The 14056-nt window shown below is 69.3% G+C and carries 13 protein-coding genes; 5 read left to right on the top strand and 8 right to left on the bottom strand.

The window, feature by feature from the left end; translation table 11 throughout:
- Positions 1–173: 173 nt before the first annotated feature.
- Together ACWEOE_RS01120 and ACWEOE_RS01125 are read right to left on the bottom strand one after the other, a co-directional pair.
- The gene (locus ACWEOE_RS01120; protein WP_452003308.1) at positions 174–2264 is read right to left on the bottom strand and encodes an MFS transporter; all 2091 of its coding nucleotides are present in this window, start codon (positions 2262–2264) and stop codon (positions 174–176) included.
- Between the two features lie 37 nt (positions 2265–2301).
- Positions 2302–2796: a MarR family winged helix-turn-helix transcriptional regulator gene (locus ACWEOE_RS01125; RefSeq protein ID WP_452002143.1), complete on the bottom strand. Its 495-nt coding sequence runs from the start codon at positions 2794–2796 to the stop codon at positions 2302–2304.
- 374 nt (positions 2797–3170) lie between these two features.
- Here ACWEOE_RS01125 and ACWEOE_RS01130 point away from each other — a divergent pair, with 374 nt between their 5' ends.
- The 3 genes from ACWEOE_RS01130 to ACWEOE_RS01140 all read left to right on the top strand — a co-directional run bounded on the left by ACWEOE_RS01130 (position 3171) and on the right by ACWEOE_RS01140 (position 6458).
- Positions 3171–4346 carry a globin domain-containing protein gene (locus ACWEOE_RS01130; RefSeq protein WP_452002146.1) on the top strand — a complete coding sequence of 392 codons (1176 nt, stop codon included), beginning with the start codon at positions 3171–3173 and terminating at the stop codon, positions 4344–4346.
- Positions 4347–4572: 226 nt separating this feature from the next.
- The gene (locus tag ACWEOE_RS01135) at positions 4573–5745 is read left to right on the top strand and encodes a globin domain-containing protein (RefSeq protein ID WP_452002148.1); all 1173 of its coding nucleotides are present in this window, start codon (positions 4573–4575) and stop codon (positions 5743–5745) included.
- Between the two features lie 11 nt (positions 5746–5756).
- Positions 5757–6458, top strand: a complete 702-nt coding sequence (locus ACWEOE_RS01140; RefSeq protein WP_452002151.1) for a dienelactone hydrolase family protein — start codon at positions 5757–5759, stop codon at positions 6456–6458.
- A gap of 177 nt (positions 6459–6635) precedes the next feature.
- On the opposite strand, the gene ACWEOE_RS01145 is transcribed toward ACWEOE_RS01140, so the two are convergent.
- The 6 genes from ACWEOE_RS01145 to ACWEOE_RS01170 form a co-directional block, all read right to left on the bottom strand.
- Positions 6636–7070, bottom strand: coding sequence for a heat shock protein transcriptional repressor HspR (locus ACWEOE_RS01145; RefSeq protein WP_220245238.1), 435 nt, complete (start codon positions 7068–7070; stop codon positions 6636–6638).
- Positions 7071–7075: 5 nt separating this feature from the next.
- Positions 7076–8251: a molecular chaperone DnaJ gene (gene dnaJ / locus ACWEOE_RS01150; RefSeq protein WP_452002153.1), complete on the bottom strand. Its 1176-nt coding sequence runs from the start codon at positions 8249–8251 to the stop codon at positions 7076–7078.
- 33 nt (positions 8252–8284) lie between these two features.
- Positions 8285–8983 (bottom strand): nucleotide exchange factor GrpE, encoded by a 699-nt coding sequence (gene grpE, locus ACWEOE_RS01155; protein WP_452002155.1) that lies wholly within the window; start codon positions 8981–8983, stop codon positions 8285–8287.
- Positions 8980–10836: a molecular chaperone DnaK gene (gene dnaK / locus ACWEOE_RS01160; RefSeq protein ID WP_452002156.1), complete on the bottom strand. Its 1857-nt coding sequence runs from the start codon at positions 10834–10836 to the stop codon at positions 8980–8982. The genes grpE and dnaK overlap by 4 nt, the downstream gene beginning before the upstream one ends.
- 306 nt (positions 10837–11142) lie before the next feature.
- Positions 11143–11379, bottom strand: a complete 237-nt coding sequence (locus ACWEOE_RS01165; protein ID WP_452002159.1) for a hypothetical protein — start codon at positions 11377–11379, stop codon at positions 11143–11145.
- A gap of 21 nt (positions 11380–11400) precedes the next feature.
- On the bottom strand, positions 11401–12171 hold the full coding sequence (locus tag ACWEOE_RS01170; RefSeq protein ID WP_452002162.1) for a DUF4097 family beta strand repeat-containing protein: 771 nt from the start codon (positions 12169–12171) through the stop codon (positions 11401–11403).
- A 172-nt stretch (positions 12172–12343) separates the two neighbouring features.
- On the opposite strand from ACWEOE_RS01170, the gene ACWEOE_RS01175 reads away from it, so the two are divergent.
- Both ACWEOE_RS01175 and ACWEOE_RS01180 read left to right on the top strand, forming a co-directional pair.
- The gene (locus tag ACWEOE_RS01175) at positions 12344–12883 is read left to right on the top strand and encodes a YbhB/YbcL family Raf kinase inhibitor-like protein (RefSeq protein ID WP_452002164.1); all 540 of its coding nucleotides are present in this window, start codon (positions 12344–12346) and stop codon (positions 12881–12883) included.
- 199 nt (positions 12884–13082) lie between these two features.
- Positions 13083–13964 carry an amidohydrolase family protein gene (locus tag ACWEOE_RS01180; protein WP_452002166.1) on the top strand — a complete coding sequence of 294 codons (882 nt, stop codon included), beginning with the start codon at positions 13083–13085 and terminating at the stop codon, positions 13962–13964.
- Positions 13965–14056 lie beyond the last annotated feature (92 nt).

The following is a 14056-nucleotide window of genomic DNA, read 5'->3' on the forward strand; positions in this document are numbered from 1 at the left end:
GCTACCGCCGGGACAGGACCCGAGGTCAGGGCCGGAAGGAGACTTCCCGAGCGGCCGAATGCCACTGGCGGTAGAGCGCGGTTCCCCGGACGGGTGCGGTGGCGTCCGTCCGGTTGAGCCGCCCGGGAAGCGCTCGAGCCCCGGCGCCGGGGATCGAGCGCTTCCGACCAGGTTCAGCCGAGGTTCAACGTCCCGCTGTGGCGCGCGAACTCCGGCTCGGCCTCCAGCACCACGTCGTGGTGGGCAGGGCTGCCGAGGTTCACCACCAGCGGTTCGGCGTGCGGCTCGTGACCGTACGCGGTCACGGTGAGCGTGTACGCGCCGGCTGGGACGCCGTCGAGGTCGTACGCACCCGCGTTGCCGCTCAGCCCCGAAGCGGCGACCGTGCCGGCGCTGTCGGTGAGCGTCAGGGCCGCACCGGAGACCGCGGCGTGGCGCCCGGCCGTGCGGACACGGCCGGTGACGCCGCCCGTGCCGCCGATGAGCAGGTCGTGCCAGGCCGGCGTGCCGGTGAGGCGCACGGTGGACACGGCGGGCGGCAGGGAGCCGGCCGTCGCGAGCAGGACGTGCTCGCCGGTCGAGCCCGCGGACAACGCGAACTCGCCGTTGCGGGCGCTGCGGCCGACGTCGACCTGGCGGCCCGAGGCGTCCGTGAGCGTGAGCACCACCCCCGCGACGGGACGGCCGTCGGCGTCGAGGACGCGGCCGCGCAGGGCCGTCTTGACGTCGGCCTGAACTGCGGCCGAAGGCGCCACGACCGGCGTGGTGTCGGCGTCGAGTGTCCGGCGCAAGGGGACCTCCTTCATGAAAACCACCGCCAGCAGCGTCACCACCGCGATGAAGCCGGCGAACAGGAAAACCGTGCCGGTCGCGTCGCCGAACGCGGCGCGGACGATCGGCTGCAGCGCGGCGGGCAGGCCGTCGATGTCGAACGTGCCGCCACCGCCGTGCACCGCGTCACCGGCGGGAAGGCCGAGGCGCGTCAGCGACGAGGTGATGTTCGTGGCCACGCCGGCCGACAGCACCGCGCCGAGCGCGGAGACACCGGCGGCGCCACCGAGCGAGCGGAAGAACGTGACCACCGAGGACGACGAGCCCATGTCCTTCATGGCCACGGTGTTCTGCACGACCAGCACCAGGTTCTGCATCAGGAACCCGAGCCCGATGCCGACGAGCGCGAGGTAGCAACCCATCAACGTCAGGTTCGTCGTGTGGTCCACCGTGCTGAGCAGGAACAGCCCGGCCAGCAGCGACGCACCACCGGCGACCATGAACGGCTTCGTGCGGCCTGTGCGCGAGATGACCTGCCCGGCACTGGTCGACGCCAGCGCGAGACCCAGCACGAGCGGCAGCGTCATCAGGCCCGCGTGCGTGGGCGAGAAGCCGCGCGCGATCTGGTAGTACTGCCCGAGGAAAACCGAACCGCCGAACATCGCGGTCCCGACGGCCAGCGAACCGAGCACCGCGAGCGTGAAGGTGCGGTTGCGGAACAGGCGCAGCGGAACCACCGGCTCCGCGGCGCGCGACTCCACGAGCACCGCCAGCCCGAGCGCCACGACGGCGCCACCGACGTACGCCACGCTCGTCCAGGAAGCCCACGCGAACGTCGAGCCGGCCAGCGAAACCCAGATCAGCACCAGGGCCACGCCGCCGACGAGCAGGGTCGCGCCCAGCCAGTCGATGCGGACCTTGCGCTTGAGCACCGGCAGGTGCAGCGTGCGGCCGAGCACCACGAACGCGATCACCGCGATCGGCACGCAGACCCAGAAGCACCAGCGCCAGCCCAGCGGCGAGTCGACGATCAGGCCGCCGATCAGCGGCCCGGACACGGTGGCGACGGCGAACACCGCGCCCGTGTAACCCGAGTAGCGGCCGCGGTCACGCGGGGCGATCATCGCGGCGATCACGACCTGGATCAGGGCCTGCAGGCCACCGAGTCCCACACCCTGCAGCGCGCGGAACGCGATCAGCTCCGGCATCGACTGCGAGATGCCGCCCAGTGCCGAACCGGCCGTGAAGATCACGATCGCCACTTGGTAGAGCAGCTTCTTGCTGAACAGGTCGCTCAGCTTGCCCCAGATCGGGGTGGTGGCGGTCGACGTCAGCAGCGTCGCGGTGACCACCCAGGTGTATTGGCTCTGCGACCCGTGCAGGTCGGCGAGGATGGTCGGCAGCGCGTTGGACACGATCGTCGACGACAGCATCGCCACCAGCAGGGCGAGCAGCAGGCCCGAGAAGGCCTTCATGATCTGCCGGTGGCTCATCTGCTCGCCGGCGACTTCGGTACTCACTTGCGTTCGGTCACTTCCCGACTTCCGCTTTGTCTACCTTGTCCACGCCGAACTCGGGAGGCCCGAGCACGGTCCGCAGACCGTTGTTCAGTTCCGCGAGCCGGGTCGTCAGGTCGGCGATCCGCTCTTCGTCCCAACCACCGAGGGCCTTCTCGAAGAAGGCGATGTAGCGGCCGCGCCACTTCTCGACCTCGGCGAGCCCCTTCTCGGAGATGCTGATCAGCGACGCACGCCCGTCCTCCGGGGCGGGGCGGCGGTGGACCAGCCCGGCGGCCTGCAGCTGCGAGATCTGGCGGCTGACCACGGAGAGGTCCACGAGCTTGCGCTTGGCCAGCTCGGAGGGCCGGGCTTCACCGTGCTTCGCGAGGTCCGACAGCAGCATCCCGGCGGCCGGGTGGAGGCCGGGTTCGGCCTCCCAGGCCTGCATGATCCACAGGTGCTGCAGCTGCGAAGCGGACCTGAGCTCCCGCATCAGCTCGACCCTGACGTCGTCGGCAGAGCTCATGGGCTTTCCTCCCCGGTCGGACGCTGTTCGCGCGCCCACTTGGTTGTGCCATACAAGTTTATGGCCTGATGGTTGCGTAGGGCAACTATCTAACCGGTGACGTGCCCCACGGCGTTCAGTAATCGGTAACCCGACCGGAGCAACGTTGCTGGCAAAGGGCCGCAGGGCAGCTACTCTGCGGACGAGCCGCAGACGGGGGACGTCACGACAAGATGCTGAAGACTATTGAGGGGAACGAGGTGGGGCAGTGGTGAATTCCCTCGACGCCGACCGCAGAGGCCGGCGCGAGCCGGGGTGCCGCCGCAGGCCCGCCACTCGCCCGTGATCGCCCCGCCCGAGTCCCCGAACCGCCCCCGACCTGTGAACGAACCTCGATGACAGCCGATTCGATCAGCCCGATCCCCCGCTCGGCGGCACCCCGTGAGACGCCCGCCGCCGTGGCCGCGATGGTGCGGCTGATCCGTGACACCTGGGCGCTCGCCGAGCCCTTCATCCCGGAGATCTCGCAGTTCTTCTACGGGATGCTGTTCACGCTTGCGCCGGTCACGCGCGACTTCTTCCCCATCAACATGGAGGTGCAGCGCGGGCGGCTCGTGCGCGCGCTCGTGCACATCGTGCAGATGGTGGACCGGCCCGACGACCTCGTGCCGTTCCTGCGCCAGCTCGGCCGCGACCACCGCAAGTTCGGCGTGATCCCGCGGCACTACGAGGCTGTGGGCACGGCGCTGCTGGCCGCGCTGAAGAACCACCTGGGGCCGCAGTGGACCGAGCCGGTGGAGCGGGCGTGGGCCGAGGCGTTCACGATCGTCGCGCGCGCGATGCAGGAGGCCGCGGCCGCCGACGTGAACCCGGCGTCGTGGCACGCGACCGTGGTCGAGCACCGGCGGCTGACGTGGGACCTCGCGCTGGTGCGGCTGCTGCCGGAGCAGCCCGTGCCGTACCTGCCGGGCCAGTACATGAGCGTGGAGGTGCCGCAGCGGCCGCGGCTGTGGCGCTACCTCTCGCCGGCCAATGCGCCGCGGGAGGACGGGGGCATCGAGTTCCACGTGCGCGCGGTCGACGGCGGCTGGGTCTCGCGCGCGATCGTGAGCCACACCCAACCCGGCGACATCTGGCGGCTCGGGCCACCGCTCGGCCGGATGGCGATCGACCGCGAACGGTCCCGCGGTGTCGTGATGGTCGCGGGCGGTACCGGTGTCGCGCCGCTGCGTTCGATCCTCGACCACCTGGCGATGTGGGGCGAGAACCCGAAAACGCGCCTCTTCTACGGCGGCCCGGCGCGTGAGGACCTCTACGACCTCGAAGAGCTGCGCGCGCTGTCGTCCACGAACCCCTGGCTGACCGTGACGCCGGTCGTCGAACGCGGTGACCACCTGCCCGGGTGCGAGCAGGGCACGCTGGCGGAAGCGGTTACGCGGTACGGCGCCTGGCCCGACCACGACATCCTCGTGTCGGGTTCCCCCTCGATGATCCGCGCGACGGTTTCCCGCATGCTGGTGGCCGGGAGCGTGCTGAGCCAGATCCAGTACGACCCGTTCACCATCGACTGATCTTTTCGTTTCCCGCCAAGGGAAACCGTTGAAGATCATTTTTACTGAGCGCCAGATCGGGTTGACTGGTCGTGGCTGAAATTGCTCCGTTCGAGCGGGAACGGTGTTCACTGCACCCGTTTTCCGGTCGTGGCGCCTACAGTCGGGATTCCTCGGGGGCGGCACGCGTGCGCAAAGCCGCGTGAAGACTGAAACTGCTTGGCACGACTGGAGAAAACCGTTCCCGATGAATGCTGAATCCGTGAAGATCGACCTTGCTCCCGCGCTGGTCCGCAAACCGGTACCAGGGTCCGAGACCGCGCGCGTGATCCGCGAGAGTTTCGCGCTGGTGGAGCCCAGATCCGAAGAGCTGGCGCAGTACTTTTACGGCGCGCTGTTCGTGATCGCGCCGGACGCGCGGGAGCTGTTTCCGGTGACGATGGCCACGCAGCGCAGCAGATTGTTGCGGGCGCTCGTGTACGTGGTGCAGATGGTGGACAGACCCGACGAACTCACCACGTTCCTCGGTCAGCTCGGCCGTGACCACCGGAAGTTCGACGTGGTGACGCGCCACTACGACGCCGTCGGAACCGCGTTGATCAGTGCGATGAAACGATTTCTCGGCAAAGCGTGGACGCCCGAGGTGGAAACGGCGTGGACGTCGGCCTATGGCTTGATCTCCGAGACCATGCGCAAAGCCGCCGCCGAGGAGTCGGGGCCGGCGTCGTGGACCGGCACGGTGCTGGAGCACCGGAAGCTCTCGGCCGACGTCGCGCTGGTGCGGGTGCGCACGGAGCAGCTGCTGCCGTACCGGTCGGGCGCGTACGTGAGCGTCGAGGTGCCACAGCGCCCCCGGCTGTGGCGCTACCTGTCGATGGCCACGGCACCCCGCGACGACGGCTTGCTCACCTTCCACGTGCGCGCGGTCGCCGGCGGGTGGGTCTCGCGGGCCATCGTGAACCACACCCACGCCGGCGACGTCTGGCGCTTGGGGCCTTCACTGGGTGCGCTGTCCGTTCTGCCGACCGCGGACCAGCGGCCACTGCTGATGATCGCCGGCGGCACCGGGATCTCGCCCCTGCTGGCGGTCCTCGACGACCTGTCGCACTGGAAGCGCAACCCCCCGGTGCACGTCTTCTTCGGCGGCCGCAAGCCCGGCGACCTGTACGCCCTCGATGAGCTGCGCCGACTCGCCGTCACCTCGCCCTGGCTCACCGTCACCCCCGTCACCGAAGAGGGCGCCGTCCCCGGCGGCGACCGGGGGACGCTGGCCACCGCCGTGACGCAGCGTGGCGCCTGGAAGGACCACGAGGTGCTGGTGGCGGGCTCCCCGGACATGATCCGCGGGACGATCGCGAAATTGCTGGCCGCCGGCGTGGACCTCGAACGAATCCGGTACGACCCGTTCACCTTGGACTAGTGTCCGGGGGCATGGAGATCACGATCCCCACCCCGGCCGGCGACATCGACGGCTACCTGGCGACACCGTCCGGTCCTGGCCCGTTCCCCGCGGTCGTGATCATCCACGACGCCATCGGCTTGTCGAAGGACGCCAGGGCGATCACCGACCACTTCGCCGCCGAGGGCTACCTGGCGCTCAGCCCGAACCTGTACTCACGCGGCGGGCTGTTCCGCTGCGTCCGGCAGGTCTTCAAGGACATGTTCGCCCGCAAGGGCCGCGCCTTCGACGACATCGATGCTTCGCGGGTATTCTTGGCTTCCCGCGACGACTGCACCGGCAAGATCGGCATCGCGGGCTACTGCCTGGGCGGCGGCTTCGCGCTCGTCGCGGCTTCCCGATCCTTCGACGTTTCCGCCCCCTACTACGGACAGCTGCCCCGCGATTTGTCCGTTTTGGACGATGCCTGCCCGGTGGTGGCGAGCTTCGGCCGCCGCGACCCTTCGCTGCGCGGCGCCGCGGCCAAGCTGTCGGCGGCACTGGAGGAACGCTCGGTGCCCCACGACGTCAAGGAGTACCCGGACGCGGGCCACAGCTTCGCCAACAAGATGGGCCCGGCGCCGGTGGCGGCTTTGGCGAAGGTGGTGGGGTTCGGGTACCACGAGCCTTCGGATCGGGACGCTTGGCAACGGGTGATGACGTTCTTCGGCGAATACTTGAAGACGCCTTCCTGAGTGGGCTTGCGCGGTGACGGGGCGTGCGGCTGTGCCAGAGGTCCAGTCGAGCGTGCGTGGCGGCGTGAAGGGACCCGCCGTGCGCCAAGTGGCCGTCCGCACCCCGAACGCGAAACAGCCCCTCCACCACCGAAACCCGGCGGCAAAGGGGCTGTCCCAAACCAAAATCCGAAAACCTCAGCGGCGCTTCGGCTTCCACACGACCAAAGACGTCTGCTGCCGCATCGGCACCAGGTCCTTCCGGTACGAAGCGTGCACCGCCGCGGCGGCTTGTTCGGCGGCGGCGTAGGCGGACGCCAGCTCCTCCGTGAGCTCGTGCACCCGCGCCCGCAGCGCGTCGACCTGGTTCTCCAGTTCGATGATGCGCTTCACGCCCGCCAGGTTGACCCCGTCTTCCTGCGAGAGGCGCTGGACCTCGCGCAGCAGGGCGATGTCACGCATGGAGTACCGCCGGCCGCCGCCGGAGGTGCGGCCCGGGGAGACCAGGCCCTGGCGGTCGTAGGAGCGCAGGGTTTGCGCGTGGAGACCCGAGAGCTGGGCTGCCACGGAGATCACGAACACGGGGGTGTCCTCGTCCGCGCCGTGCGGGAGCCCCGGGATTCCGCCGAACATCACCGTCACCTGCCTTCGAGCATCTCGGTCACCTCGGGCCGCGGGTCGTGGCCCTTGGTCGCTTCGGCGTAGGCCTCCAGGGCCTCGCGGGCCTTGTCGTCCAGTGTGGTCGGCACGGCGGCCTGCAGGGTCACGAGGAGGTCACCCTGTGAGCCATCGCGCTTCTGGATTCCCTTGCCACGAACGCGAAGCACGCGGCCGCTCGCGGTGCCCGCCGGGACCTTCAGCGAGACCTTGCCCTCGAGCGTCGGCACGGTGATCGTCGTGCCCAGGGCGAGCTCGGTGAAGTCGACCGGCACCGACAGGGTGAGGTCGAGCTCCTTGCGGCCGAACAGCTTGTGCGGCGCGACATGCACGCGCACGTACAAGTCTCCGGCCTGCGCGCCGCCCCGGCCCGGTTCGCCTTGTCCTGCGAGCCGGATCCGCTGGTCGTCGTCGACGCCCGGCGGGATGCGCACGGTCAGCGTGCGGGTGCGGGTGCTGATGCCCTCGCCGCCGCACTCCGGGCACGGGTCGTCGATGATCTGGCCGCGGCCGCGGCAGTCGCGGCACGGCTCGGAGAACGCAAAGGCGCCCTGGCTGCGGCTGACGAGACCCGAGCCACCACAGGTCGGGCACTGACGTGGCGACGTGCCCGGCTTCGCGCCGTTGCCGCCACACGTCGAACACGTCGCGGGGCTCGACAGCCGCAGCGGCAGGGTCGCGCCCTTGACCGCCTCGGTGAAGTCGATCCGCACGTCGGTCTCGACGTCGGCGCCGCGCTGCGGGCGGTTGGCCGAAGCCGCCCCGCCGGCCCGGCCCTGGCGGCCGAAGATGCCGCCCAGGATGTCGCCGAGCCCACCGAAACCGCCCTGCTGAGCGGCGCCGGCCTGGCCGAAGATGTCGCCCATGTCGAAGCCGCCCGTGCCGCCGGCGCCGCCCGGGAACCCGCCGAAACCGCCGGAGCCGAAGAGGCGCTGGGCCTCGTCGTACTCCTTGCGCTTCGCCGGGTCGGACAGCACGCCGTACGCCTCGGACACGGCCTTGAACTTGTTCTCCGCCGCGGTGTTGCCCGCGTTGGCGTCCGGGTGGTTCTCCTTGGCGAGCTTGCGGTACGCCTTCTTGATCTCGTCCGCGGTGGCGTCGGAGGAGACACCCAGCTCTTTGTAGAAGTCCTTGCCCATCCACTCCCGAGCACTCATCGGGTGCCTCCTCCTTTCGCTGTGAAACGGTTGTTACTGCTGGTTCGGCTCATCGATCGACCCGTCCAGCGGCAGCTCGCCACCGACGGGCGGGTCGACCGGTGCCGCGGCCGGCTCGTGGTCGGTGACCCCGACCAGCGCCGCCCGCAGGACCCGGTCGCCGAAGCGGTAACCGCGGCGCATCACCACGGTGACCGTCGGACCCGTCACGTCCGGCGAGGTGTTGTGCTGCACGGCCTCGTGCACGCTCGGGTCGAAGGCTTCGCCCTCCACGCCGAACGACTCGAGACCGGCTCGCTGCAAGCCGCTCACCAGCTTGTCGCCGACCGCCTTGAACGCACCGGTGAGGTCACCGTGCTGCTCGGCCCGCTCGAGGTCGTCGAGCAGGGGCAGCAGGTCACCGACCACCGACGCCTTCGCGCTCAGCACCACGGCCTCGCGGTCGCGGTCCACGCGCTTGCGGTAGTTGGCGTACTCCGCCTGCAAACGCTGCAGGTCGGCCGTGCGCTCGGCCAGCTGCTTCTCGACGTCCGACCCGACGGAAACCGCGTCGTCGATCGAGTCGCCGAGCGAGGGGCCCGCGTGCTGCGCGGGCGCCTCGTCCACAAGAGCTTCGTCCTCCGGCAACGGCGGGCGAGCTTCACCGGTCTGCGGGTCGACCCGCCGCCGGTCCCGCACGACCACCGGTTCCTCTGGGCCTCGGCCCTCGGCTTCGGAGTGTCGCGGGGTCACTTCTTCTCGTCCTCTTCCACGATCTCGGCGTCGACCACGTCATCGGCCTTGTCCTGGCCCGCACCCGCGGACCCGGCGTCGGCACCCGGAGCGCCACCGTCGCCGGCCGCACCCTGGTTGGCGTACAGCGCGGTGCCCAGCTCCTGCGAAGCCGTGTTCAGCTTCTCGATGGACTCCCGGATCTTGGCCGAGTCGGTGCCCTTGAGCGCCTCGTTGGCCTCGTCGATCGCGGTCTTCACCTTGCCCTTGACGTCCTCGGGCAGCTTGTCCTCGTTGTCCTTGACGAACTTCTCGGTCTGGTAGACGAGAGTCTCCGCCTGGTTGCGGGTTTCCGCTTCCTCACGGCGCTTCTTGTCTTCCTCGGCGTGGGCCTCGGCGTCCTTGACCATGCGGTCGATGTCGTCCTTCGGCAGCGCGGAGCCACCGGTGATCGTCATCGACTGCTCCTTGTTCGTGCCCAGGTCCTTCGCGGTCACGTGCACGATGCCGTTGGCGTCGATGTCGAACGTGACCTCGATCTGCGGCACACCACGCGGGGCCGGGGGAAGACCGGTCAGCTCGAACATGCCGAGCTTCTTGTTGTGCGCCGCGATCTCGCGCTCACCCTGGAACACCTGGATCTGCACCGACGGCTGGTTGTCGTCCGCCGTGGAGAAGATCTCGCTGCGCTTGGTCGGGATCGTGGTGTTGCGCTCGATGAGCTTGGTGAACACGCCACCCTTGGTCTCAATGCCCAGCGAAAGCGGGGTCACGTCCAGCAGCAGGACGTCCTTGACCTCACCCTTCAGCACACCGGCCTGCAGCGCGGCACCCACGGCCACGACCTCGTCCGGGTTCACGCCCTTGTTCGGCTCGCGCCCGCCGGTCAGCTCCTTGACCAGGTCCGACACCGCCGGCATGCGGGTGGAACCACCCACGAGCACGACGTGGTCGATGTCGCCGACGGCGATGCCGGCGTCGCGGATCACGTTGTTGAACGGGTTGCGGGTGCGCTCGAGCAGGTCCGCGGTGATCTTCTGGAACTCGGCGCGCGAGAGCGTCTCGTCCAGGAACAGCGGGTTCTTGTCGGCGTCGACCGTGATGTAGGGCAGGTTGATGCCGGCGGAGTTGGAGCTCGACAGCTCGATCTTCGCCTTCTCGGCCGCCTCGCGGATGCGCTGCAGGGCCATCTTGTCCTTGGTCAGGTCGATGCCGTTGGAGGCCTTGAACTTGTCGACCAGCCACTTGACGATGCGCTCGTCCCAGTCGTCACCACCGAGGTGGTTGTCACCGGACGTCGCACGCACCTCGACGACACCCTCGCCGATCTCCAGCAGCGACACGTCGAACGTACCGCCACCGAGGTCGAAGACCAGGATGGTCTGCTCCTTCTCGCCCTTGTCCAGGCCGTACGCCAGCGCGGCGGCGGTCGGCTCGTTGACGATGCGGAGCACGTTCAGGCCGGCGATCTGCCCGGCCTCCTTGGTGGCCTGCCGCTGCGCGTCCTCGAAGTACGCCGGCACGGTGATCACGGCGTCGGTGATCTCCTCGCCCAGGTACGCCTCGGCGTCGCGCTTCAGCTTCATCAGCACGCGCGCGCTGATCTCCTGCGGCGTGTACTTCTTGCCGTCGATCTCGTTGTTCCAGTCGGTACCGATGTGCCGCTTCACGGACCGGATCGTGCGGTCGACGTTGGTCACGGCCTGGTTCTTCGCCGACTGACCGGTGAGCACTTCACCGTTCTTGGCGAACGCGACGATGGACGGGGTGGTCCGGGAGCCTTCAGAGTTGGCGATGACCGTCGGCTCGCCGCCCTCAAGGACGGCTACGACCGAGTTGGTCGTGCCGAGGTCGATGCCGACCGCTCGCGCCATGGTGCTTCCTCCTGTGTTGGCAGCTCTACTGCTATGTTCGTGACCTGCACGTTTCGGGCCCGCCTTGAGCGGACCCCTGGCAAGTTCTATCGGGCTTCCGGCAGCTTCGTCAAGCCAGACTTGAGTCAGCCGCACTCAACCTTCGTATCAGGCTAACGAAGGGGTAGTGGGTCTTGTTCCCGGGTGCACCGGCAGATCGTGCCGGAAGGTGGTGTGAGGCCGCTCACCAGGCACTTCAGCGCACGCACACCGCTGCCGGCCGTCGTCGAAGCGCCCGGCCGGCAGCGGAGGTGGCAGCGGTGGGCCTCACATGGAACGAGCCGAGGCGACCGGCCGAAGCGCCCGGTGGGACCCCTCGTCCCGCACCAGCACCGGCTCCGCGAGCCGCACGTCACCGGCCGGCACGGTCACCTGCACCACCGCGACGGGCACCGGCGGCGGCGCCTCGGGCCGGGCGGCCACGCCCAGGCTCGCCGTGACCACGAAGGCCCCCACCGCCCCGGCCAGCACGGCCGCCAGCACCCGGTTCTCGATCTTGCGCATCCGAATGTCCCCCCGAAAGTGTCAGGCAGCCTTCACGGTGACGCTGCCGCTTGAGGTGTTGAGGTCGAGCGTCTTCTGAGCGGCACCGTTCGACTGGGGGATCGACACCGTCCGGTGACCGCTGTCGGTGTCCCCGATGACCCGGTACGAACCGTCCGGCACCCGCACGTCGACACTGCCGGAGTCGGCGTGCACCTTCACGTCGTTGGGTGTGGCGAGGACGACCTCGACGCTGCCGCTGTCGGCGGAGACGTCGACCGGGCCGCGCACGCCGTCGGCCTTCACGTGGCCGGAGTCGCTGTGCAGCTGCACCGGCCCGACGTCGGTCAGGTCGATCGAGCCGCTGTCGAGGCGCAGGTTCACCAGGCCGGCGACGTTCGCCACGTGCGCGTGGCCCGAGTCGGCGGTGACGTCGATGCTCGCGACGCCCGTGACGTCGAGGCCGCCCGAATCCGACTGGCCGGTGACGGGCAGCCCGGCCGGCACGACCACGTCGAAGTCGGCGGTGCAGTTGCGGCCGCAGTCGGCGAGCACGAGCTGGTCGCCTTCCACGCGGAAGGCGTCGCCCGGTTCGCCGCGGAAGTTGTAGTGCAGCTCCTGGTGCACGGAGATCGGGCCGGATCCGGTGCGGATCCGGATGTCGCCGGAATCGGCGTCGAGCCGCACGCCGCGGATCTGCTGCGAGACCGTCGCGGTGCGCTCCACCGTGCTGCCCAGCCCCCAGCCGAACGCGATCGCCACGCCCACGCCGATCAGAACTACGCCACCCAGTGCCAGAAGCGGGCGTGCCATGGTCGTCATCCCCTCAGTACCACTCATCCGTCTGGGCAAACCGTAGGAGGAGCACGGGCGGCGCGGCATCCGGTAAACCCCCCGAAACATCCCTGAGGTGCGGGGGCCGGAGTCAGGGTCATAGCCTGGAACCGCCCGGCTCGCCAAGATCAGCAAGCACGAAGGAGGATTGATGCCTCAATCGCCCAATCCCTACGATTTCCTGCCGTCCGTGCCGTCGTTCACGCTGCGCAGCACGGACATCGCCGAGGGCGAGACGCTCGCGACGCCGCACCTGTCCGGCATCTTCGGCGCCGGTGGCGAAGACCGTTCGCCCCAGCTGTCGTGGGAGGGCTTCCCCGAGGGCACCCGCAGCTTCGCGATCACGGTGTACGACCCCGACGCCCCGACCGCGAGCGGTTTCTGGCACTGGGCCGTGTTCAACGTTCCCGCGTCCGTCACCGAGCTGGCCGCCGGCGCCGGCGACGCGGCCGGCTCGGGCCTGCCCGAGGGCGCTGTCACTCTGAAGGGTGACGGTGGCGTGAAGCAGTTCCTCGGCGCCGCCCCGCCGGCCGGGCACGGCCCGCACCGCTACTACTTCGTGGTGCACGCGCTCGACGTCGACTCGCTCGACATCGACGGCGACGCCACGCCCGCGTTCCTCGGCTTCAACATGTTCAGCCACACCCTGGCTCGCGCCACGATCACGGCGATCTACGAGAACAAGGGCTGAGGTTTCCGACCGATCGGGGCCATCGCGGTTCGCCCGCGGTGGCCCCGTGTCGTTTCCCGTGTCGTTTCCCGTGTCGTTTCCGCGGCGGGCCGTTTTTCCGCTCCATGGAATCACCGCCGTTGACCCGCTCCCACCTCGGGGAAGACGATCAGAAGCTGCACTTGGACCACGTACTCGTACCGCAAGGGAGCCGGCACCGATGTACGAAAAGGACGGCGAGCGCTACTTCATCGTCGACGGGCACGTGCACTTCCGGAAGCCGACGGAGGACGGTTTTCGGCGCCAGAGCGAGGAAACGATCCTCTACGACTTGTTCGAGACCGGCTACGTGGACCACGCGATCTGCCAGCCCGCCGACCGCGACGACGCGGTGCCCGAGCACGGGTTCGCCGAGCGGTTCCCCGGCCGGTTCACCGTGACCGGCCTCGACCCGGTCCCCGCGCGCACCGCCCGGGGCAGCCTCAAGGGCGTCAAGCTCGTGACCTCCGAGCAGGCGGGCCGGCAGCTGTCGGACCCCGGCTCCTTCCGCTTCCTGGAGCAGTGCCAGGAGCTCGGCATCCGCAACATCCACCTCCACGCCGAGCCCACCGTCCGCACCTTCGACGGCTTCGACAACGCCTCCTTCGACGCCGCCGGCCTCGACGAAGCCGCCGCCGCGTTCCCCGACTTGCGGTTCATCGTCGAGCACGTGGGCTTGGCGCGGCTGCAAGACTTCTGCTGGATCGCCACGCAGGAGCCGAACGTGTACGCGGGCCTCGCCCTCGCACTGCCCCTCGTCCGCACACGGCCGCGTGCCTTCGCCGAGATCGTCGGCGAGCTGCTCTACTGGATGGACGAGAACCGCATCACCTTCGCCAGCGACTACGGGCTGCAGAACCCGCGAGAACTCGTGGAGTCCTTTGTGGACTTCCAAATGCCGGAGGACTTCCGCGACGAGTACGGCGAGCTCACCACGGCTACGAAGAAGAAGATCCTCGGCCTCAACGCGGCCCGGCTGTACGACCTCGAAGTGCCCGAAGGCCTCGGGGTCACCCAAACGCGAGCCGACGAGTTCGGTCTCCCGTCGAAGGTCCCGGCCTGACGACTCACCCGTTCGGTCCAGTGGACCGAAAACCTGGCACACCAGAGTCACCGCGGCCCGGCGAAGGGCGGAAGGCTTGCGCGTAACGGGTG

This window comes from Amycolatopsis sp. NPDC004368 (genome assembly GCF_053602515.1).